Here is a 23144-nt window from a genome sequence, read left to right as displayed (position 1 = left end):
ACTTTGCCTTATGATTGATTTACCGGTAGTACCTGCTGTAACTGAAGTTAAACGCAAACCAGATTGGTTACGTGTTAAATTACCTGTTGGTAAGGAGTATGCTCAAGTACGTAGCTTAGTTGATACACATAAACTTCACACCATCTGCGAAAGCGGAAACTGCCCAAACATGGGCGAGTGTTGGGGTGCAGGTACGGCAACTTTCATGATTTTAGGTAATATCTGTACCCGTAGTTGCTCATTTTGTGCGGTTGCAACGGGCAGACCATTAGCAGTTGATGTTGATGAGCCAAATCGCATTGCCGATTCGGTAAGATTAATGGGCGTTAAACACTGCGTTATTACTTCTGTAGATCGCGATGATTTGAAAGATGGCGGCTCTATTATCTGGGCAGAAACTTTACAAGCCATTCGCAGAGAAAGCCCGATTACAACTTTAGAAACATTAATTCCAGATTTTAAAGGTCAGTGGGATAATTTATATCGGGTTTTAGAAGAGCGTCCGGAAGTTGTTTCTCATAATATGGAAACGGTCAAACGCTTAACCAGACAAGTACGTATTCAAGCTAAATATGATAGAAGTTTAGAGGCACTTAAAAGAATATCTGAATTTGGTTTACGTACAAAAACTGGTATTATGCTCGGTCTTGGAGAAACTGAAGAAGATGTTTTTGAAGCAATGGACGATTTAGTTGCTAATGGCGTACACATTTTAACATTAGGTCAGTATTTACAACCTACACGCAATCACCACCCTGTGGTTGATTGGATTCATCCCGATACTTTTGCAATGTACAAAGAAGCTGGCTTATCAAAAGGTTTAAAGTATGTAGAAAGTGGGCCGCTTGTTCGTTCATCTTATCATGCTGAAAAACACCTATTTCCAATTGAGGGAATCGCTTAAATTTTATAAAATAGATTAGGTTTTAGTTTTTTTAATAAATCGCACTCCGATAAGGAATCAACTTCCAAAACATTTCTTTGGATTTGGTGTTATGAGTTGTATATTCGTAACCATAAGTGAGTGCATTAAAGAAAATTACCCTAACCGAGCCTGAATTAGTTTTGGCATTGCAATCGAAAGATCCAGCAGTGTTAAAAACAATATACAGCATGTATTCATCTGCTCTATATGGCGTAATTTCACGCATTATTACACACACAGAGCTGGCTGAAGATGTTTTGCAAGAAACTTTTGTAAAAATTTGGCAATCTGCATCACACTACGACAATACAAAAGGCCGTTTATTTACCTGGATGATGAACATCGCTAGAAACCTTTCTATCGATAAACTTCGTTCTAAAGATTTTAAAAATTCTCAAAAAAACCAAGATATAGAAAATAACGTAAGTTTCGTTGATGAACAAAACAAGGTAACTTTTAACCCAGATGTACTTGGTGTTAAACAACTTGTAGACAATTTAAAACCAGACTTACAGGTTGTTCTTAATTTAGTTTATTACAAGGGTTTCACACATGTGGAGGCCGCAGAAAAGTTAGATTTGCCATTAGGGACTGTTAAGACCAGAATCCGTTTGGCTATTATAGAATTGAGAAGGAGTTTTAATTGAGCGTGGAAAATTTAAAAGCATATATAGAATCTGGAGTACTTGAACTGTACGTTTTAGGGGATTTATCGCCTGAGGAAATGTTGCAGGTCGAAGAAATGGCATCCCAACATAAAGAAGTAAGGGATGAGATAGCTTCTATAGAAGAGGCTATGGAGCAATATGCTATAAGTAATGCTATTGAACCTCCTAAAGATATAGAGCAAAAACTATTTGATAAACTTGGACTAAATCTTTTAGATGAAGAAGAAGTTATTGTTAATCAAGAGGAGTATGTTAGTGATCCCAAAATTATCCAGTTAGATGGAAGCGACGGTAAAGTTAGAACATTGCGTTATGCTTTAGTTGCTTGTGTCGCTTTACTAGTATTAAGTGTTGGTGCGCTTTTTATAACATACAATAAACTAAACGATGCTCACAATCAAATTGCCAGCTTAAATTTAGATAAGCAAAAATTTGCGGGCGTTGTAAGCCAGTTAGAATACGATAATAAAGGTCTAAACAATATCGCCGAAATGGCTGAAAGTAAAGAATGGGCAACCATCAGGATGCAAGGACAGGCAATTAGTCCTAAATCTAAGATGAATGTTTATTGGAATAAAAAAGATAAAAGTGTACTGATTAATTATTTAGCAATGGATTTACCAAAGGCCGATGCAGAACACGAATATCAGCTTTGGGCATTAGTAAATGGCAAACCTGTAAGTTTAGGTTTATTTGGTAAATCAGATTCTACCTCGAACGAGGCTATTATCAAAATGCAAACGATACAAGAAGCTCAGGCATTTGCGGTAACGTTAGAACCAATGGGTGGTAGTGTAAATCCAACAATGGAGAAACTAACGGTAATGGGTGGTGTTTAAAATAGTTTCAAATAATATTAAAACGGCTTAGCATTTTGTAATGCTAAGCCGTTTTTGCTTAAGATGAGTTAAGATTTCTGTGCGTATTTAACTTCTTCATAAGGCTGAATCAAAACCCAACCTTCTCCAAAAAATTCTAATTGAAAAGATTCGCCGCTTCCCCTTCCAATAAAAGAGCCAAAAGTTAGATTGGTTTTTATATTTGGCGATAAATTTTCTGACCAAGCCACAGTAGCATTTGGGTCAGTATAAACAGGTTGATTGGCACTTACTCTCAATAAAATTGGTTCACCATGTGTAGTTATGGCAATATATCCACTCCCTGATAGCTTAACCTGAAATAACCCACCACTCATCATACCGGCGATGCTTTTTAGCATTTTAATTTCGTTCTTTATATTTTCTTCTAAAGCCAAAACATCATTCCCATTTACAAATACTGATTCGTTTTGAAGCTTTATAATTTTAACCTTTTTCCCCTCATCAGCTAAATACAATTTACCTGTTCCTGCTGCATGCATTAAAGAAGTTCCTTCTCCAGATATTGCCTTTTTTAATAAGCCACCCAAACCTTTACTTAATAAGCCTTCACGCTTAAAATCAATATTACCAACATAACCAACCATTGAGCCAGCCTTAGCTAAAATTTTCTGATTCTTCAAGTTTACTTCAAGCATTGCTGGCTTTTCTAATTCAAAAAAATCATTTTCATTTGGGTTCTCTGCCGATTCTTGAATTAGCTCGGTTAATGTGTACTCTTTCTTTGTTTCCATAATTTAGATGTAGTAATATTATATTTCTTAGTTATAAGAAGCACTTTAATCAATTAAACTTGCAGTTTTTAATTCGATTGATATTCTATTTGCTACTTGTGATGCAGTTACAACCGCCCTTTCTTCTGACAGAATATCTCCAGCCTTGCCATGCAAGTAGCAAGAGAGAATTGCTGAATCAATAGGAGAATATTTTTGAGCAACAAAAGCTGAAATAATCCCTGTTAAAACATCACCCATGCCGCCTTGAGCCATGGCAGGATTACCTGTTGGATTAATATAAACTTTACCATTAGGGGCGCAAATAAATGTAAATTGATTTTTCAGAACTATAACGACTTTTAATTTTTGCGCCTGTGCTTTTGCTGTTTCAACTCTATCCCACCAACTTTCATGTTTTCCAAAAATCCTGTCAAATTCTTTTATATGTGGCGTTAAAATAGAATCTGCAGGAATCTTTGACAGCAAATCTTTTCTTTTAGCAAGAATGTTTAACGCATCAGCATCAACAATAAGCGCTTTATTAAGTGAAATCAGCTTTTCTAATAATCCTTCATTTTCATCAGAAATGCCTAAACCCGGGCCAATTGCGATTGCATTATAACTTGAAATACTCTCAGCTGAGGTAACCTCATCACGCTCTAAAGCCATAACTTCTGGCAATGCAGTATTCAACGCTATTAAGCCTGAATTCGGAATACAAGCAGTTGTTAGTCCTGCGCCACCATGTAAGCAAGCCTTACTCGCCAATAATGCTGCACCCATTGTATTGTTGTTTCCTGCAATAATTAATGCATGGCCGTAGGTTCCTTTATGGCTAAAAAGCTGGCGGGGTTTGATTATCTTTTGAATATCTTCAAACTCAACTAAATAAAAGTCAGAATCTTGTTTTTGGATGTACTCCTGATCCAAACCAATCTTTACAACCTCATATTTTTCGGTCGCAAAGATACTTTCAGGGAAAAAGAAATTAATTTTTGGCCGTTCAAAGCAAATGGTTTTATAAGCTTTAATACCATTGTAAGTATTTGGAAGTTTTCCTTCAGAAAAAAAACCTGTTGGGGTATCTACAGCATAAATTTTTTTATTTAAAGAATTTATTTTAGAAACCAGCTCAAGGTGATTTCCAGATAACTGTCTGTTTAAACCAGAACCTAATATTGCATCGATAACGATATCTGATGATATGTTTTTTAAATCGGAAGGTTTATTTAGAATAATCTTTTTGCATTTTGATTCTTCAAAACGCTGTAGGTTTATTGAAAAATCTGTGCTTTCATTTTCACTGAAATTAACGATATAAACCTTTATGTTCTCGTAGCCATTTAGTAGCAGAACATGAGCAATTGCTAATCCGTCTCCACCATTGTTACCCTTTCCACAAAAAATAGCTATATTTTTATGAATGTCGAACTCTTCTTTTAAGAAACAATGTGTAAATGCTCTCGCTGCATTTTCCATTAAATCTATAGATGCAATTGGAGCGTTGACAATTGTAAATTTATCAACATCATGCATTTGTGAAGCGGTAAGCAATGTTTGCATAAAACGAATATATGGTTTTAGCAATAATAAAATTTATTAAGATTTGTTTGATATTATTTCAAACAGAAATTCAGTTGTTGAATTTTAAGGTTTAAATGCAGAAACCCATATTAAAAATTTATAGAATACTTAGAAAAGTGATATTATTAATCTTTCAAAAAGCTACTAACAATAAAGCTATAATAGATTTAATCGTTAATTATAATCTTCTTAAACTGAAGTAAATCTTCATAGAAGTTAATTATTAAAACTGTTTTTGGTTTTGGTGTTACCAATTTCTGATATACGCTGGTTTCGATTGCATCTAAGGTTTGTCTACTTGATTTAACAATAACCAATACATCGTCCTCGACCAAAAAATCTACGTGAAACTTATAATTAAGGATAACACCATTATAATTTACATCATATTGTTTGTTTGCTACAAAACTTATGGCCTTATCAGATAATTCTGCTTCAAAAGCATGTTTATATAACCCTGCATTTAAGTTTTTGCCTAGATGCCTATGAATTTTCATTTCAATATTGATTAGTACCATAAATTTGCTGTGTGAATGGGTTACTACTAAAGCACTATTATGTATCATATCTGTATTGGTAGGCTGTTTCTCGAGTGCTAGATTATTCATAACTGAAGACGATTGTAGGCTTTCTATAGCCTAATTTTCTTTCTTCAGTTTTTATCTGTGAGCGGACATCCTCTACTCTGGCAACCTGTTTATTAAACCGTTCAAGTGCCTTTCGGGCTTCAATAGCATCACCTTTCACTTTCTTCGACATTTTATCCATCGATTTCATATCAATCGTTGAACCACTAACCGTTTTATTTGAATAAGTATTCGATTCTTCTGCTGATGCTTTTGCTTTTCCGTTGGCATCCAAAAGCTTTAAACGCAATTTTTCAACAGCTTCTTCTTCTTCAGATTCCTTGACTTTCAGTTCTAAGATTTTTATATTTATTTTCAGCAGTTCGATTCTGGTATTAAGTATTTTAACCGAATCTTGGGATACATTGGCTTTATAGGTTTGAGCCATTGTGACTTTACTAGTTATTACAAGAAGTAAAATAAATAGGAATTTCTTCATTACAATCTGTTTGGATGCAAATCAATATCCAAGAAGTATGCCGCACGATAAAACGCTCCATTTAGGAGTTTTCTAAAATTTAGTGTGGAAAAACGAGAAAATTATAGTAATAGCGAGGATTTTTTTCTACAACAAGAACTAGCTTAAATTCTTCATCTCCTCTTTGATAACTAAGAATAGTTCGTTAGGTCGCTGAGTACCAATGAAATACTCCAAACCATCACGATCAGTTAAAACCACAGCATCTTTACCCGATGAATAAAAACGAATAGTTCCTTTAGTATGCAGGTTATATACAGGATTATTAAAGAAATAACGACTATAAGTTGCTTTTCTTACATCCACAATGCTATTTAAATCGATTTTTACACGTTTGGTAGTCCAAAGGCCGTCTAAAATCATACTACCATTATCTACAATAATTTTATATTGTATCAGGAAAAGTAAAAGCATAGAAACACCAATAATTCCAAAACCTACCACAAGAAACAAATCCTGTGTATTATCCCGATCGCGTTCGTAAACGTATGCTGCAAAACAAAATGCAGCCATAATTAACCTAATGAAAATGCGAACATAATCACGGCCAATGTATTGTTTTTCGATATACGCGTATTTGCTTTCCAACTTATTTAATTTTGACTTCGAATATAGCAACTTTTTTTGTTGCCTTAGTTAATTTATAGCGGTTATCCTGCCTTAAGCCAGCAATCCAAATTACATCACCATTTCCATTAATCAAAATTGGAATATCACTTTTTAAATGAACAGGTATTTTCTCATCAATAAAAAAATCGCTTAACTTTTTAAAGCTACGCATACCTAGTGGCATAAATTTGTCTCCATTTTGCCAATTTCTAATTACCAATGGAAAAACTAATTTATCTGCATCAACATATAACTTGTCTTTATCTACAGTATAGCCAACATCATTTGTATAATTCAAGCCAAAATGATGTGTATCAAAATAAAAATCGACTTCATTGCCATGAATCATTTTATATTGATTTACATTCTCAATTAATTGCGAAATAATTACGTAATCCCTATCAATTATTGCCTGATGTGTTGTACTTAAAAATCTTAAACCACTTTGTTTATGAAGATTATTTATCAACTCTGAGATAACAGTTTCATTAAAACCATATGGTTTTAGTATTTCAAATAATAAAAGATTTATCGGCTTAAGTTTTTCAATATCACTTATGGCGATATATAGGCCGTTTTTTCTCTGCTGAACAATCTCTTTAGTAAGCTGTAAGACATGTAAATTTAGAACCTCCTCCAGCTGACTAAATCGGTTTATATTTTGCGCAAAAGTATGCTCCAAATTTGGATTAATCTGTTGAAGATGCGGAATCACATCCAATCTAATTTTATTTCTTGTATAATTTGTACTTAAGTTGGAGCTATCCTCAACAAAGTTTAAATCATTATCATCAACAATTGTTTCAATTTCAACTTTGCTCAAAAATAAAATCGGACGAATTAATTTATCCCGCTTAGGTAAAATACCATGCAAACCACTAATTCCAGTTCCTCTAACTAAATTAATTAATATGGTTTCTACAGCATCGTTTTGATGTTGAGCAAGGGCAATGTAATCATATCCATTTTGCGCTCTAATTTCTTCAAACCATTGGTAACGGAGTTCTCTCGCTGCCATTTGAGTAGAAATTTTATTTTCACCCGCATATTTTTTTGTATCGAAATGCGTTAAATGGAAAGTAAGATTTAGCGATGCAGATAACATTTTAACAAAATGCTCGTCGCGGGTTGCTTCATCTGCCCGTAAATTAAAATTACAATGCGCTACACCAACATTAACGCCTAAAGCTTTGAATAAATGAAGCATTAATACCGAATCTTTGCCTCCACTTACGGCAAGCAAAATTTTGTTACCATTTGTAAACAGCTGGTGCTGTTCAATAAAATCCTGAAATTGTTTTAAAGGTAACATTCATCAAAAATATTTAATTTTAATCGGTTTCTGAACGTTCGAAACAAAAAACTAACTTTGTAGGGTGCAAAAAATATTTGTCTTTCTATTCTTTTTAATAAGTCCGGCGCTGCTATTTGGGCAAAAAAAAGGCTCCATTATAAAAATTATTAACTCAACCCGAGTTACCGGCGATACTAAAAAGAAAGCGCTATATCTTATTAATCCTGTTTTTCAGCAAGATAATGCAACGCTTACGTGTGATAGCGCTGTGTTTTATACAGAAAGAAACTATTTCGAAGCGTACAAGAATGTTCACATTCAACAACTTACTACCGATATTTATTCTGACGAATTGCAGTATGATGGTAATAAAAAACATGCGCATTTAACCGGAAATGTTAAAATGGTCGACCCAAAATCGACACTAACTACTAACATTCTGGATTATGATATGGTTGCGAAAATTGGCACATATACCAGTGGCGGCAAAATTGAAACACAAGATGTAACCTTAACCAGCAAAAATGGCTATTACTTTAATAATAGTAGCGATGCATATTTCAGGTATAATGTTTTGGTTGTAACACCACAAAGTACCATAAAATCGGATACGATGCGGTATAATGTAGATACCAAATGGACTTACTTTTACGGGCCTACAAACATTAGAGGCAAAGATGATAATCTGTACACAGAAAATGGTGCATATAATACTTTAACTGAAGATGCTTATTTTGGTAAAAAGAACTTATACACGCAAGACACAAAATCTTTAAAGGGCGATAGTTTATATTATTACGGAAAAGCCGGTTATGGAAAAGCTGTAAAAAACATTGTTTTTACTGATAAAAAGGATGGAACTAAAATGTTTGGCGATTTAGGTTATTACTATAAAATTGACCAACGAACATTGGTAACTAAAAATGCTTATGTTGATATTATTTCTGGTGATTCAGTAACTGTAAAAGATAAAAAGCGACCTGATACATTGCGCTTAGGCGCTGATACGCTGGAAACACAAATGGTTCTGCAGAAAACGCTAAAACTTATTCCGAAGATTTCGGTAAAAGCAAATAACGAGGTTGGCGAAGATGATGAAGATAGTGACTCGTCTGAAAAACCTGAAAATGAAAGTAAAATTCCTCAAACAACAAAAGTTGCAGCTAAACCGGAAGCTAAAAACGATAAAACTTCAAAAAATAAACGTAGTGATAAGAATGTACAAGCAAAGCCAGACTTGTTAAAACAAGTCACTTTAGATAGTACGAAATTAAATATAGATTCTCTTGGCAGCAAATTGGTTAAGACAGATAGTTTGAAAAATGCTGTTGAAAAACTGAAACCCGACTCTACCTTAAAAAAACCTTTAATAAAATCGAAAGATAGCTTGCAAGTAAAAAAAGCATTAACAAATGCCGCTTTAAGTAAGGCTGTTAAAACAACTACCGATAGTTTAGCGAGTAAAAATGTAATGGTAAAAAACCTAAAAAATGTAGCTAACAAAGTTTTAAAACCAGATTCTGTCATAAATCCAGCAGATACTGTTCAAACCAGAACGATTAAAGCTTATCACAATGTAAGGATTTATAAAAGCAACATTCAGGCGAAAACTGATAGTTTGTTTTACACCAGTGCCGATTCTACTTTACGCTGTTTTGTAAACCCAATTATATGGTCGGAAGGTTCGCAAATGGTTGGTGATACAATTTATGTTCAATTCAAAAACAGTAAACTAAACAACTTACAGGCTTTTAGAAATTCATTTTTGGTAAATACTCCTGTCGATTCTTTGCGCTTTAACCAAATTAAAGGCAGATATATGACTGGTTTTTTCTCTGAAGGAAAACTAAAAACTCTTTACGTTGATGGTAACGCCGAAAGTATTTACTACACCCAGGATGATAGCACGAAGGTTTACAAAGAAATGAACCAAACTTTAAGCAGTAGAATAAAGTTTACTTTTAAAGGTAACGACATTGATGACATTACTTACATCCGTAGTATTGAAGGGGCACTGAATCCTGAGAACAAAGTACCAAAAGACAATGTTTTAAAGGGATTTTCTTGGAAACCAAAAGAAAGACCACGTTCTAAAAAAGAGGCAATTGGTTCATCGGGGAAACCCAAACCAAAGGCTAAAGCTGCTGTTGCAAAACCGCTGGCAACGAAAAAACTTGCTATACCTAAAGCAACAATAATATCGAATGACAAAAATGTTCCAAAAGTTGTAGCACCAAAAACCACTGCAAAAACGGATTCTTTATTAAATGAGATTAAACCAATTTTACCCAAAAAGGATTCAATTTTAAATAAGCTTAAAGTTGTGCCTAAACAGTAATTAAGATTTTAGGAAGGTTAACATTTTTTGAAGTGCTATTGCACGATGGCTGATTTTATTTTTTTCGGATAAATCCATTTCAGCAAAGGTTATATTATAGCCATCTGGCTGAAAAATTGGGTCGTAACCAAAACCATTTGTACCTGATAATTCTGTTCTTATTGTGCCACTTATTATACCTTCAAACAAATGGTTTGTGCCATTTTGCATTAAAGATATAACAGTTTTAAACCTTGCCTTTCGGTTTTCTAAACCCTCCATTTTAGCTAACACCAATTGAATATTTTCCAAGTTGTCTCTGCTTCCAGAATATCTTGCAGAATAAACACCAGGCTCATTATTTAAGACTTCAATTTCTAATCCGCTATCATCAGCAAAGCAATCGATGTTATAATGTTCAACAACGTAAGTGCTTTTTAAAGTTGCATTTCCATCAAATGTATCTGCCGTTTCAGGAATATCAGTATCGCAACCAATATCTTGTAGGTTTAAAACTTCATATTGACCCATTAAAGCCGCACGAATTTCTTCTGTTTTGTGTTGGTTGTTTGTTGCGAAAACTATTTTTTTCATCGGTAGAAAAAGGAATCTATTTTATAATTTGAAGATTTGCCCAAAGCTTTTTCTTGGCAGTTAAATCCGCGTCTAAATCATGAAGATTAGGCGCAAAAATCATCGTTGTGCTTTCGTGAACAATAATTTCATTTTGCCAAATTAAATTCAGATTTAAATGATTTGTTTCTACACCAAAAGCCAGCATTAACTGGGGTTTAAAAAAGTTGTTGAGTTCAGCAAAATCAACATCCAGATAAGATGCATAATTTAAAAGGGCAAAATCAGGTGTGCTTAAATCAATTGCTTTTACAATTTTCCTCAACAATTCCCTCCCTTGCTCTGTACTTACATCGTTAATGTTATCGTTTACAAGAATTAATACAGATTTTTTATTTCCACCTAAAAATTTAAAGTTTTTCGGTTGTATTGGCTCTTCAAGAATGATTGGATTTACGACGTTTTCAGCATAATTTTTAGAAGGAGTAGATTGAATAACTTCATTAGAAACGCTGCCTTCAGCTATATTAGATTCTGTTTTAACCTCTACAACTAAGTCTTCATTAGGAGCTAAAACCTGCTTTAAAGCACCATCAGCCTGCATTGTAACAGAATTATCTTCCACCAGAAAAACATCATCCGTAAAAAATAATCGTAAAGCGTTGGCATTGTTGGTAAGCTGGTTTTCCATTCGTATTTTTGCACTATAATAATATCTGTTAAAATTAGTTAAATATCTTATAATAGCTCCGCTAATTGTTACTTTTATCCATTAAAATTTATAGAATCCTCTGTGTGAGAAAAGCTTATTGCTTATTTGTTTTTAGTTTTTTTACCGGCTCTACATTTGCCCAAAATGTTGCTACAATTAACAATAAACCATTAAGCAGCAAGGAATTTATGTGGGCTTATAAAAAAAGTCACAATGGGAATGCCTCGACAGATTACAACAATCTTGCTAATTATTTAAACTTGTACATAAATTTTAAGCTTAAAGTGCTTGATGCAAGAGAAATGGGTTTTGATAAAAGTGATAATTATCAGGAGGAAGTTAAAACCTACGAAAACGCTTTAGCTGAACATAAAAAAGTAAGTAACAAAGGCAAAGAGCATGATTTTTTGATAAACGAATATCGCGAAGGCGTGCTTATGTTTAACGTTTCTGAGCAGAAAATTTGGAGCAAAGCGCAGGATGATGAACAGGCGATTAACGATTATTATCAAAAACACAAACAAAATTACAATAAACCATTAAGCGAAGTAAGAGGTGAAGTTGTTGCCGATTATCAGCAAAAACTAGAAGAAAACTGGCTAAATAACCTTAAACAAAAATATCAGGTTAAAATTAATGAGAACGAACTGCGAAAATTAGCAAAACTATAAATCGCCGTAGGTTTAATTAATAAAGCCATTAATATTAAATTTGCAAAATACAATAAATAGAATGAAGAAAGTTTTTTTAGTAGTAACTGCGTTATTGGGCTTGTTTTTAAACACATACGCTCAAAAAAACAATATAGATAAAGTTGCTGCTGTTGTAGGAAATAATATTATTCTCCTATCGGATATTAACCAACAATATACTCAAGTTTTGTACCAGGGACAGGCGGCTGATCCGAACATTAAATGCAAAATTTTAGAGAACACTTTAATACAGAAATTGCTTAAACAGCAAGCTGAAATTGATTCGATTATGGTTGATGACAGTCAGGTTGATGACGAGGTAAACAGACGTATGCGTTATAGTATCAATCGTGCAGGCGGACAAGAGCGTTTAGAGCAATTTTTAAACAAATCTGTTTTGCAGTATAAAGATGAAATCAGACCATCTATCAAAGATGAATTGATTGCGCAGAAAATGCAATCTAAAATTACCGAAAACATTAATGTTACGCCATTAGAGGTAGAAAAATATTATAAATCTTTAGGCGATACACTTCCTGAATTTAACACCGAAGTTGAAGTTGGAGAGGTAATTTTGAATCCTCAATTAACTAAAGTTGAGAAAGAAAGATTTCATGATAAAATCGAAGCCTTACGTTTAAGAATTAAAGGTGGCGAAGATTTTGGTGCTTTGGCAAAAGCTTACTCAGAAGATCCGGGTTCAGTTGGTGATGGTGGAGATTTAGGTTTCTTTGATAGAAGCCAAATGGCAAAAGAATTTACTTCTTGGGCATTTAAACTTAAAGCCGGAGAAATGTCGCCAGTATTTGAAACCGAGTTTGGATTTCACATTTTGCAGGTTATAGAGCGAAGAGGTGAGCAAGTTCATGCCCGTCACATTTTAATTATGCCGAAAAGCACACAAGCAAGTATCGACCGTACAAAACTTCATGCAGATAGTATTTATAACAACATCATGGCAAAGAAATTAAGTTTTGCTGCCGCGGCAAACTTATATTCTGATAATAAAGAAACAAAATATAATGGCGGTATGATGCTTAATGCTGAAAATGTACAAAGCAGAACTACTTTTATTCCAATTGATAAATTAGACCCAGCGGTATTCCTGGTAATTGATACTATGAAGGTTGGAGGTATTTCTAAACCAGAATTATTTACTGCTGCTGATGGAAAACAAGGTTACAGAATTTTATATCTGAAATCTAAAATACCACCTCACAAAGCTAATCTGGTTCAGGATTTTCCAAAAATTAAAGCTGCTGCGCAGGATGATAAAACCAACCGTACTTTGAGCGAGTGGTTTGAAAAACGCAGAGAAAGCACATATATTAAAATTGACCCGGAATTCCAAACTTGTGATGGTTTAAAAATCTGGACTAAAACAAAAACTGAAAGCAAGTAATGCATATGCAGTACAAAAATGAAGTAGAAGCAGTAGATGCACTTCATCAATCCTTCAATACCATTAAAACTGAAATAAGTAAGGTTGTTGTTGGACAGGATGACATCATAAAATCCGTTTTAATCGCCATTTTCAGTAACGGACATTGTTTACTGGTTGGTGTACCCGGATTAGCCAAAACTTTACTTGTACAAACTGTAGCATCGGTTTTAGATTTAGATTTTAACCGTATTCAGTTTACACCCGATTTAATGCCAAGTGATATTATCGGTGCTGAAATATTAGGAGAAGACAGACATTTTAAATTTATTAAAGGGCCTGTTTTCTCAAATATTATTCTTGCTGATGAAATTAACAGAACGCCACCGAAAACTCAGGCGGCTTTGTTAGAGGCCATGCAAGAGAAATCGGTTACAGCGGCGGGACAAACCCATACTTTACCTAAACCGTTTTTCGTTTTAGCTACGCAAAATCCTATTGAGCAAGAAGGTACTTACCCGCTACCCGAAGCGCAGCTAGACCGTTTCATGTTTAACATTCAGCTAAATTATCCTACTTTTGCAGACGAGCTAAACATTGTTAGAAACACAACAAGCAATAAAACTAATCAGCTACAAAAAATTATTAATGCTGATGACATTCAATATTTCCAGAAATTAATCAGGGATATTCCGGTTACGGATAATGTTTTGGAATATGCCGTTAAACTGGCCGCTAAAACTCGTCCGAATACAGAGTTTGCTACAGAAGCCATTAACAAGTATGTAAGTTGGGGAGCTGGACCGAGAGCATCTCAATTTCTAGTTCTAGGCGCAAAGTGCCATGCTGCAATAAGTGGTAAATATGCTCCAGATATCGAAGATGTTCAGGCGATTGCCGAACCTATTCTGCGCCATCGCATTGTTAGAAATTACCGTGCAGAAGCTGAAGGTTTATCTATTGAGAAAATAATTAAAGATTTGCTTTAAGAACTTTTCCGTCATGCTGAATTTATTTCAGCATCTTATTGACATTTAGAACCTACTGTCATAGTTCTGCTTAGGTAAAATTCGAAGATTAATTAAAACACTAAACATTAAGCCTTAAAATTTATTTTTTTGAACATTGTTGTTATCTTTACAACTCATAACAAAGCATAAATTATAAATCAAAAATATTAGATATGTCAGCTCACGACTCACACGCACCGGTTCAGCAAACAAAAGGGATTTGGGCATTACCATTAACCGCATGGATTATTGTTTTAATTCTTTGCGTTGTATTTACCAGACCAATATTCCGCCACGCTGAAGAAGGTAGTTCATCTGAACACGGAAAAACAGAAGCTACACATACTGAAGAAGCTAAACCTCATCACTAAGATTTCCTTAACGGATAAATAAAAAAAGACCTGATAATTAATTTATCAGGTCTTTTTTTTATTCTTAGTTAATCTTAAGTTTATTTAAGCTGGTTCATTAAATTAGGGAAATCGGTAATCACACCATCAACACCCAGGCTCATAAAGTATTTTATATCTTTTGTAGTATTAACTGTCCATGGAATTATTTTAACACCCATTGCATGGCATCTATCTACTAATCCTTTACCAACTAAAACCGAATATGGACTGTAGATAGTTGGTTTAAACCCAAGTTTTTCAATATAATCTTCGAATGATTCCTTTTCATCAATTAATAATGATGTTTGAATTTTAGGATATTTTTCGTGTAAATACTGAAGTGTTCGCATGTCAAAAGACTGAATGATAACTCTTTTTGAAAGTTTCTTTTCGTTAATTACAGCCATAATTAATTCAACAAATTCTGCCGGCTCAGGATGAAACTCATTATCGCCATTTTTTATGGTTTTAGTTTCGATGCTATACATGGGCTTCGCCAATCTGTTTTGCTTTACATAAGCTTCCACTGCATCAATCGTTTCATTTAGCGAAGGCTTGTAAGCTTTAAATTTCATTTGCCCTGGAAAACGGCTATGAATCTTGCTACCAACATCAAATTTCTTAATCTCTTCATAATTCATTTTATAAATATTGAAGTTTTTTTGCTCCTTAAAACTGATGGCTTTTCCGTTAGGTTGCAAAGAAATTTCAGTATTAAAATATGGTTCCTGAGATAATATAACCTGTTTATCTTTAGATATTACTGCATCCATTTCGAGAGTGGTAACACCTAAATCTAAAGCTTTGAGCATTCCCTGAATGGTATTTTCTGGCATTATACCTCTCGCTCCGGCTTTACCCTGAACATCAAACTTTTGTTTTTGAGCAAAAGTATTTAAGCAAAAAAGGATTAAGAATTGAAATATTAGTAGTTTTTTAAACATGAATTTTGTTTTAGGAATAAACGTAAAATTAAAGATTTACTTATAAAAAAAGGGCTTTCTTTTTACGGAGAGCCCTTTCTTAAGTTCACATTATAATTTATCTTTCTGCCGGAACAAACGCCTGAACAATTAAGTTCCAGCTTGCATCTGCTGCTTTTTCGTATATAAAAACGTAGTTAAAACTTTCGCGTAAATCGGCTTTATAGTCGATAGTTGCAACACCATAGGTATATGCAAAATCGCTACCAGCAGCTTTATCTACAGCGGTAGTTTTTAAATTTATTTTACTAACCATCCCATTTAAAAACGAAAGTACTTTTCCTTTGCCTTCAATAGCTTCATTACCTGGAAAAAGTAAACGTGCATCGTTAGTTAAAAAGCCACCGAAAGCGCCTATACCATGTGTTTTAAGAAAAGTATTAAGTGTTTTTTCGGTAGTAAGAATTACATCCTTACCAGCTTTTATTTCTTTCTCGTTTATGAAAGTTTTAGGTGCTACATGTTCTTTTGGTTCTACAAACTTATCTGCAATTTTATTTAAAGGTTTGTTGCTTTCTGTACCTAAATCTATTGCCAACTTCCATTTTCCGCCTTCTGCCTTCCAAATAGATAAGTATTGACCATATTTTTTATCGGCTGTGCCAACCTGATAATTACCGGTTGTAAATCCCCAATCGCCACTTTTAGAAACCTTGGCTAAATTAGGTTCCCAGCTTACCTCATTTAAACCTTTTGATTGACTAGCATAAAAAGTTTTTGCATTTACAGGATTCGGTCGGAAAACTAATGCATTTGCAGATGAATATTCGATATATGATTCTTTGTCGCCACTTTTTCCTATCGATTTAGCGAATTCTTTTTCTGCATTTACTAAAGATTTGGTTGTTCCATCACTTTTTTGGGCAAAAGCGCCAAATGCTAAAAGCGAAGCTAATGCGGTAGAGAAGATTTGTTTCATTTGTATTTTTAATTATGGTACGGCGAATATAAAATTTTCTTTTGGGTGAGTTTTTAAAAGTAATTAACAATTAAACATTATTATTTTTCGCGATAAATGGTTTCCAGAACGGTTTGTCCGGTAGCCTTTAGCGTATTTTTATCGATGTTGGCTAAGTTATCCAATTGCGTATGCCAATTGATGTAAAACCCACTATTATCGTTATAATGAATAATATCTATACATGGGATTCCGGCTTTATTAACCCAGAAATGATCATCTACCAGTCTTCCACTCGGAATACTAACAAAGTAAGACGAATAGCCAATTTCGCTTCCAATGTTCCAAACCTTATTCACAACTTCTGGTGCAGATTGACGAGATATTTCATCTTGTGTAAATTGAGCATTACCACCGCCTACCATATCTAAATTGATACCGTACATCGCTTTGTAGCCATTTCTAGCAACGTTTTTCGCCCAGTATTGAGAGCCTAAACACCAGGTGGTTTCATCTGGTGTTTCATCATTGGCCTTGCCATAATCTTCCAAATCCCACAATACAAAATCTACTCCAACATTAGGTTGTTTTTGTTGAATCTGACGAGCCATTTCAAGGATTACAGCAACACCGCTACCTCCGTCATTCGCAGCATCAAAAGCTTTGTTATGATTTGCAGGATCTGTATCCTGATCAGAAAATGGCCTTGCATCCCAATGGGCAGTAACTAAAACCCTGTTTTTATTTTCAGGGTTAAAACTTGCATGTATGTTTTTAAGCTGGAAAGTTTTCCCATCGTAAGTTTTTGTAGGTTCACCTTTAATACTCACCAGAGCACCGAAAGATTTTAGTTTGGCAACCAAATAATCTGCACATTTTTGGTGGGCAGCAGTTCCTGGAATACGCGGACCAAAATCTACTTGTGTTTTAGTATACGCAAAGGCACTATCAGCATTAAAATCAGGAGAAACAAGTTTAATTTCTTGCTGTACTGTTTCAGTTTCTTCTGTTGATTTTTTATCGTTTCTACAGGCTTCAAAAGCAATTAAAGCTATTAAAGGCAGTATTAAAAGTTTTTTATTCATTGTTATAAGTTAAAAGCTGAAAGGGAAAAGATTAAAGCTTAAATGAAAAGTTAAACCTTACTCCAGGTTGTTCCTTCCTTCCCATCCTTAAGCTGAATGCCCAAATCTTGCAGGCCAATTCTTATCTTATCCGATGTTGCATAATCTTTATTTTCTTTCGCTTCTTTACGCAGTTGAATAACCATATCCAGTACACTATTTAATTCCAGATTATCAGATTCTTCATCCTTCAAACCTAAAATTTCAAACACGAAATCGTTTATCAGCTGTTTCAGCTTATCCAATTCTGATGATGAAATTTTGCCTTTACCATCATAAACCGTATTAATAATTCTAACGGCTTCAAACAATTCGGCAATTAAAACCGGACTATTAAAATCATCATTCATTGCATTAACGCAGTTCTCTTTAATTGCATCAATATCAAATTCATTTTGTTCAGAAACTGATAATTTATCCAATAAATTAACCGTAGCAATTAACCTACGGAATCCTTTTTCAGATGCATCAAGCGCATCGTTAGAGAAATCTAAAGTACTGCGGTAATGTGCCTGAAGCATAAAAAACTTAACCGTCATCGGACTATAGCCTTTTCTAAGCAAAGGATGGTCGCCAGTAAATAATTGCAATGGCAAGAAACCATTTCCGGCAGATTTCGACATACGCGTACCGTTAACCGTAAGCATATTGGTATGCATCCAAAAACGAGCAGGCTGATGGTGACTGCAAGCTTCAGATTGTGCAATTTCGTTAGTATGGTGCGTAGCCGCTAAATCCATACCACCGCCATGAATATCAAACTCGGCACCTAGATATTTGGCACTCATTGCCGAACATTCTATATGCCAACCCGGAAAACCCATGCCCCATGGCGATTGCCATTGCATTAATGTTTCAGGCTTTGCCTTAATCCATAAAGCAAAATCTAACCTACCTCTCTTCTCATCCTGTCCACCCAATTCACGGGTGTTATTCAGCATATCTTCCAGGTTGCGATTGGTTAAAATAGTGTAATTATATTCTTTGCTGTATTTTTCTACATCGAAATAAACATTACCACCAATTTCATAAGCATAACCATTCTCGATGATAATTTTAATCATCTCAATTTGCTCAATAATATGTCCGGTTGCGGTTGGCTCAATACTTGGCGGCAGCGTATTAAACATGCGCATCACATCATGGAAACCAAGCGTATATTTCTGTACAATTTCCATCGGCTCAAGCTGCTCTAACTTTGCTCTTTTTGCAAATTTATCATCGCCTTCATCCCTATCGCCTTCTAAATGGCCTGCATCGGTAATATTACGAACATAGCGAACCTTATAACCGGCGTATTTTAGGTATCTAAAAATTAAATCGAAAGACATAAAAGTACGACAGTTGCCCAAGTGCACATCACTGTAAACCGTCGGACCGCAAACATACATCCCAACATTGGGTGCATTTAAAGGTGTAAATAGTTCTTTTTTACGAGAAAGCGTATTGTAAAGCTGTAAGCCAGTATTCATATTGCAAATGTAATATTTACCATCGAAATGTTTGGAATTGTTTAATTGCCAAATCGCTTAATGACAATGTATAAATCAAATATTAGAAGAGCAAAGCCTGTTGTTCCAATAATGTTCGTCCTGCTTTACATTACAAGTCCTCTCCCGATATAAAATCGGGATGCGGGCTTTTCATTTCAATCAGGTCTAGATTACCTCTGCAGCTTCTGCTATGAAGGGTTGCAAATCGCAGATAGCACTAGCAAAACGGGCTGTTCAAACATTTCTCCAACATCAAAAAAGCTCAAACAAGTAATCCTATTTGGATAATCTCATTTGAGCTTTTTTAAGAAACAAAATTAAACTAGTTTTTCAATTTTGATTTAAAAACCTTCTCTAGTTTTTCCAGCTTAGGCAAAATAACCAGTCTGCAATAAGCCTGGTCGCCGTTATTTTTATAATAATTCTGATGATAACTTTCTGCCACATAAAATGGTTTAGCTGGCTCAATTACGGTTACAACCTTTTTTCCAAAAGCATTTGTTTTGTTTAACTCATCTTTATACTTATCAGCTAATGCCTTTTGCTCTGCATTATGGTAAAAAATAACCGAACGATATTGCGTTCCGCTATCAGCACCCTGACGATTTAAAGTGGTTGGATCATGACTTTTCCAGAAAATCTCCAATAATTCAGTGTAGCTAATTTGCATTGGATTGTAAGTAATCTGCAAAACTTCAGCATGCCCGGTTAAACCCGTACAAACTTCTTCGTAAGTTGGGTTTGCAACTTTGCCACCTTCGTATCCAGATTTTACAGAAGTAACGCCTTTTATCTTTTGAAATATAGCTTCTGTACACCAGAAACAACCCATACCAAAAGTTGCCTGCTCGCTTTTTTTACCCTGTGCATTTGCTCCGGTAATAGAAAGTGCAGTTAATAAAATTAAGATTATCTTTTTCATTGTTTTGTGTGTTTATCAGCAATCAATATTTCCATTAATTGCTTAACTATATTACGAAATAAAAACATTTAAAGTTTCTGTTGTTTTAATAATGGATTTTGCATGACAAACCTAAATTTTGTGGAATGAAACATCAATGTTAATAAATTAAAACACTAAAAATCAACAATTTGAAATAGTTAATTTTCACCAAAACACACTTATTAACAATTCTTTTTAAATTCGTATAACAATTAAAACATAAAATTATGTCTACACCTTATATTCCATGTTTAGATTTAGGCTCGTACATTAACGGTACTGAAGAAGAACGCAAAAAGTTTTCTGATGAGCTTGGGAGAGCTTTTAACGATTCTGGTTTTGTAACCATAACCAATCATGGTTTAAGTCAGGAATTGATAGATAAGCTTTACGAAAATATTAAGGCTGCTTTTTCATTACCTGTTGATACAAAACGCAAATACGAAAAACCCGAATTAGCTGGTCAACGCGGTTATACAAGCGCTGGTAAAGAAACAGCAAAAGGTGCAAAAACGCCTGATTTGAAAGAATTTTGGCAAATCGGCCAAGAAGTTACCGATGGCGACCCAGTTAAAAATGAATATCCTGACAATGAAGTTTTAGAAGAATTACCTGATTTCAATAACGTTACAGGCTCGATTTATAAAAAACTTGAAGAAAACGGAACGCACTTACTTCGTGCCATTGCCACTTATTTAGAGTTACCGATTAATTATTTCGACAAACATGTTCATAACGGAAATTCGATTTTAAGAGGAATACATTACTTCCCTATCGAAAATCCTGAAACAATTCCTGATGATGCAGTACGTGCAGGAGCGCATGAGGATATTAATTTAATTACTTTATTAATTGGCGCAAGTGCCGATGGCTTAGAAGTTTTAACCCGCAGCAACGAGTGGTTGCCGATAAAAGCACATCATACTGATATCGTTGTAAATGTTGGCGATATGCTGCAACGTTTAACAAACAACAAATTAAAATCTACAACGCACAGAGTGGTAAATCCTCCTCGCGAGTTAATGAAAACATCACGCTTTTCTGTGCCATTTTTCTTGCATCCGCGTAGCGACATGGATTTAACAAGTTTACCATCAACTATCGATGCAGAACATCCTAAAGCATACAGCGACATGACTGCCGGAGAATATCTTGATGAAAGATTAAGAGAAATTGGATTGAAGAAATAAGAGAGTCGGGACTCCGAGGTCCGAAGTTGAAAGTAAAAAGTTTAAAGTTTAAAGCATCAGCGAAAGTTGATGCTTTTTTTGTTTAAGTTTTTTAAAAGTCTACAACAGCTTTATCTATATTTGATCTATAACAACAAGCCATATATGAAAGACTTATGCCTCATTATTTTAATTATTCTGTCCTCCAAAATGGTGGTCGCACAGAATGATGATAGAAATTTTAGTCAAATTTCGCAAACGTATTATTTAAATAAAGACACGAATATTATTAATAAGGCGATTGAATTTATTAATAAAACGCCTGTTGATAATAATAAATTGACTCCGGTTATTACTGGTTTTTTTGGTGCCGCATTTTTAAATGACTCAAAATTAAAAAAGGATTTTATTTCAAGTATTGATAGAGTTGAGAAGCCTGAAATTAAAAAGCTTTTAGTTTATCTTTTTTCTGCAAATATTGATTCTATATATTTATCCGCTAAGCCATCTCCTTCTCTTAATGGTATGAATTGGGCTTCATTTTTCGCAACAGGCAAAGTAAAATACCTTGATAATATTATAGCACAAATACCTAATTTCGATAATCGGGTTGATGTAAATGTGTTTCTAGCTGGTGCTACAGCAAAATGGTCTTTATGCGGCAATTCTAGAAAACATGAAGCTGTGAATAAAAGATTAACTTTATTAAAAGATAAAAATCAAGCAATTAAAGAAGTCTTAGAAAAAGATCCTCAATTTTATAATAATGAAATAATTGGTATTATAAAACAGCAAAGAGAAAAAGGGCTTTGGAACTAGAAATATTTTTATCAGATTTAGTTTCACTTAGAAATCTACCACACTATTAATTCCTATATTTTTTACTCAGCCGTTAATTCTATCCTATGAAAAAAACCTATCTATTGTGCTTTCTGCTATTTATCTGCGTAAGTTCTACATTCGCTCAAAGTAAAAACATTGCTGATTTATATGAAGATTATACAACAATCAGAATGACGCCGGATGAAAAACCAAAAGCCATAGCTATTGGCTTAAGTTTATTAAATCGAAAATCAGAATTAAAACCTAAGCAAATTGCAAACGTAACGTATCATATGGGCAGACTTTTAGAAGAAAGCAATATGATGAGTAAAGCTATTCCATATTACGAAGAAAGCATTAAGTTAACACCGGGTTACTATGTACCATACCTGGCTTTGGGAAATGAACATTTTAAAACTTGTAAAGAACTGGTTGCTAAAATGAATCAGGCTGCTGATGCAAATGATACAGCATTACATGGAAAACTATCTGCTGAATACAAACCTCTTGCCAATAAAACAGTTGCTTATCTGGAAAAATCTTATGCTTGTGACCCAGATGACATTACAAAAGGCATGATTACTTACCTGTATCAGACTTTAAAAAATACAGAAGCGATAAAAACTTTCGACACCAGAATTAAGCAGCTCGAACAAGGATGTATAACCTTGCTTGATGATGAGTAGATGCACAATTCGTCATTGCGAGGTACGAAGCAATCTGTTAAGTTTAGAGATTGCTTAGTGCCTCGCAATGACGGAAGTTCTATACCATTTCTCTGAAAGATTCTTAATATCCATTTTCTATTGCACAGAAAACGCTCATATAGTTTAGCGCTTAAGGGGCCTTCAAGCATG

The 23144-nt window shown here is 34.3% G+C and carries 24 protein-coding genes; 11 read left to right on the top strand and 13 right to left on the bottom strand.

Annotation, left to right across the window (positions count from 1 at the left end; all coding sequences use genetic code 11):
* Positions 1–10 precede the first annotated feature (10 nt).
* The 3 genes from lipA (at position 11) to ACO05K_RS19965 (ending at position 2432) form a co-directional block, all read left to right on the top strand.
* The gene (gene lipA / locus ACO05K_RS19975) at positions 11–904 is read left to right on the top strand and encodes a lipoyl synthase (RefSeq protein WP_421946159.1); all 894 of its coding nucleotides are present in this window, start codon (positions 11–13) and stop codon (positions 902–904) included.
* A gap of 116 nt (positions 905–1020) precedes the next feature.
* On the top strand, positions 1021–1572 hold the full coding sequence (locus ACO05K_RS19970) for an RNA polymerase sigma factor (protein ID WP_290241388.1): 552 nt from the start codon (positions 1021–1023) through the stop codon (positions 1570–1572).
* A gap of 2 nt (positions 1573–1574) precedes the next feature.
* The gene (locus ACO05K_RS19965; protein WP_421946158.1) at positions 1575–2432 is read left to right on the top strand and encodes an anti-sigma factor; all 858 of its coding nucleotides are present in this window, start codon (positions 1575–1577) and stop codon (positions 2430–2432) included.
* A gap of 68 nt (positions 2433–2500) precedes the next feature.
* On the opposite strand, the gene ACO05K_RS19960 is transcribed toward ACO05K_RS19965, so the two are convergent.
* The 6 genes from ACO05K_RS19960 to tilS all read right to left on the bottom strand — a co-directional run bounded on the left by ACO05K_RS19960 (position 2501) and on the right by tilS (position 7796).
* Positions 2501–3205: an AIM24 family protein gene (locus ACO05K_RS19960; protein ID WP_421946157.1), complete on the bottom strand. Its 705-nt coding sequence runs from the start codon at positions 3203–3205 to the stop codon at positions 2501–2503.
* Between the two features lie 45 nt (positions 3206–3250).
* On the bottom strand, positions 3251–4750 hold the full coding sequence (locus ACO05K_RS19955; RefSeq protein ID WP_421946156.1) for an NAD(P)H-hydrate dehydratase: 1500 nt from the start codon (positions 4748–4750) through the stop codon (positions 3251–3253).
* A gap of 188 nt (positions 4751–4938) precedes the next feature.
* Positions 4939–5289, bottom strand: a complete 351-nt coding sequence (locus tag ACO05K_RS19950; protein ID WP_421946313.1) for a GxxExxY protein — start codon at positions 5287–5289, stop codon at positions 4939–4941.
* Between the two features lie 82 nt (positions 5290–5371).
* A complete protein-coding gene (locus ACO05K_RS19945) occupies positions 5372–5836 on the bottom strand; it encodes a hypothetical protein (protein WP_421946155.1) in 465 nt (154 codons plus the stop codon).
* 138 nt (positions 5837–5974) lie between these two features.
* Positions 5975–6463, bottom strand: coding sequence for a hypothetical protein (locus tag ACO05K_RS19940; protein ID WP_421946154.1), 489 nt, complete (start codon positions 6461–6463; stop codon positions 5975–5977).
* A gap of 1 nt (position 6464) precedes the next feature.
* Complete coding sequence (gene tilS / locus ACO05K_RS19935) at positions 6465–7796, bottom strand: tRNA lysidine(34) synthetase TilS (protein WP_421946153.1); 1332 nt, start codon at positions 7794–7796, stop codon at positions 6465–6467.
* A gap of 64 nt (positions 7797–7860) precedes the next feature.
* Here tilS and ACO05K_RS19930 point away from each other — a divergent pair, with 64 nt between their 5' ends.
* A complete protein-coding gene (locus ACO05K_RS19930) occupies positions 7861–10116 on the top strand; it encodes an OstA-like protein (protein ID WP_421946152.1) in 2256 nt (751 codons plus the stop codon).
* Here ACO05K_RS19930 and ACO05K_RS19925 read toward each other — a convergent pair whose 3' ends face one another.
* Together ACO05K_RS19925 and ACO05K_RS19920 are read right to left on the bottom strand one after the other, a co-directional pair.
* Entirely contained in the window at positions 10117–10689 is a 573-nt protein-coding gene (locus ACO05K_RS19925; RefSeq protein WP_421946151.1) for a non-canonical purine NTP diphosphatase, read from the bottom strand.
* 16 nt (positions 10690–10705) lie between these two features.
* Positions 10706–11359: a hypothetical protein gene (locus tag ACO05K_RS19920; RefSeq protein ID WP_421946150.1), complete on the bottom strand. Its 654-nt coding sequence runs from the start codon at positions 11357–11359 to the stop codon at positions 10706–10708.
* A gap of 104 nt (positions 11360–11463) precedes the next feature.
* On the opposite strand from ACO05K_RS19920, the gene ACO05K_RS19915 reads away from it, so the two are divergent.
* The 4 genes from ACO05K_RS19915 to ACO05K_RS19900 all read left to right on the top strand — a co-directional run bounded on the left by ACO05K_RS19915 (position 11464) and on the right by ACO05K_RS19900 (position 14834).
* Positions 11464–12051, top strand: a complete 588-nt coding sequence (locus ACO05K_RS19915; protein WP_421946149.1) for a hypothetical protein — start codon at positions 11464–11466, stop codon at positions 12049–12051.
* Between the two features lie 61 nt (positions 12052–12112).
* The gene (locus tag ACO05K_RS19910) at positions 12113–13474 is read left to right on the top strand and encodes a foldase protein PrsA (protein WP_421946148.1); all 1362 of its coding nucleotides are present in this window, start codon (positions 12113–12115) and stop codon (positions 13472–13474) included.
* Between the two features lie 5 nt (positions 13475–13479).
* Positions 13480–14442, top strand: coding sequence for an AAA family ATPase (locus ACO05K_RS19905; protein WP_421946147.1), 963 nt, complete (start codon positions 13480–13482; stop codon positions 14440–14442).
* Between the two features lie 194 nt (positions 14443–14636).
* Positions 14637–14834: a hypothetical protein gene (locus ACO05K_RS19900; protein WP_421946146.1), complete on the top strand. Its 198-nt coding sequence runs from the start codon at positions 14637–14639 to the stop codon at positions 14832–14834.
* 80 nt (positions 14835–14914) lie between these two features.
* On the opposite strand, the gene ACO05K_RS19895 is transcribed toward ACO05K_RS19900, so the two are convergent.
* The 5 genes from ACO05K_RS19895 to msrA form a co-directional block, all read right to left on the bottom strand.
* Entirely contained in the window at positions 14915–15799 is an 885-nt protein-coding gene (locus tag ACO05K_RS19895; RefSeq protein ID WP_421946145.1) for a glycerophosphodiester phosphodiesterase family protein, read from the bottom strand.
* A 97-nt stretch (positions 15800–15896) separates the two neighbouring features.
* Positions 15897–16757, bottom strand: coding sequence for a nuclear transport factor 2 family protein (locus tag ACO05K_RS19890; protein WP_421946144.1), 861 nt, complete (start codon positions 16755–16757; stop codon positions 15897–15899).
* Positions 16758–16837: 80 nt separating this feature from the next.
* Positions 16838–17821 carry a M28 family peptidase gene (locus ACO05K_RS19885; protein ID WP_421946143.1) on the bottom strand — a complete coding sequence of 328 codons (984 nt, stop codon included), beginning with the start codon at positions 17819–17821 and terminating at the stop codon, positions 16838–16840.
* A gap of 50 nt (positions 17822–17871) precedes the next feature.
* Positions 17872–19332, bottom strand: coding sequence for a cysteine--tRNA ligase (gene cysS, locus ACO05K_RS19880; RefSeq protein WP_421946142.1), 1461 nt, complete (start codon positions 19330–19332; stop codon positions 17872–17874).
* A 343-nt stretch (positions 19333–19675) separates the two neighbouring features.
* Positions 19676–20275, bottom strand: coding sequence for a peptide-methionine (S)-S-oxide reductase MsrA (msrA, locus tag ACO05K_RS19875; RefSeq protein WP_421946141.1), 600 nt, complete (start codon positions 20273–20275; stop codon positions 19676–19678).
* A 248-nt stretch (positions 20276–20523) separates the two neighbouring features.
* Here msrA and ACO05K_RS19870 point away from each other — a divergent pair, with 248 nt between their 5' ends.
* The 3 genes from ACO05K_RS19870 (at position 20524) to ACO05K_RS19860 (ending at position 22973) form a co-directional block, all read left to right on the top strand.
* Entirely contained in the window at positions 20524–21486 is a 963-nt protein-coding gene (locus ACO05K_RS19870) for an isopenicillin N synthase family dioxygenase (RefSeq protein WP_421946140.1), read from the top strand.
* 144 nt (positions 21487–21630) lie between these two features.
* On the top strand, positions 21631–22284 hold the full coding sequence (locus ACO05K_RS19865) for a hypothetical protein (protein ID WP_421946139.1): 654 nt from the start codon (positions 21631–21633) through the stop codon (positions 22282–22284).
* Positions 22285–22370: 86 nt separating this feature from the next.
* Positions 22371–22973 carry a hypothetical protein gene (locus ACO05K_RS19860; RefSeq protein ID WP_421946138.1) on the top strand — a complete coding sequence of 201 codons (603 nt, stop codon included), beginning with the start codon at positions 22371–22373 and terminating at the stop codon, positions 22971–22973.
* Positions 22974–23144: the final 171 nt, after the last annotated feature.

This window comes from Pedobacter sp., from assembly GCF_965227205.1.
Taxonomy (GTDB): domain Bacteria; phylum Bacteroidota; class Bacteroidia; order Sphingobacteriales; family Sphingobacteriaceae; genus Pedobacter.
This window is presented reverse-complemented; position numbering and strand designations above follow the sequence as displayed.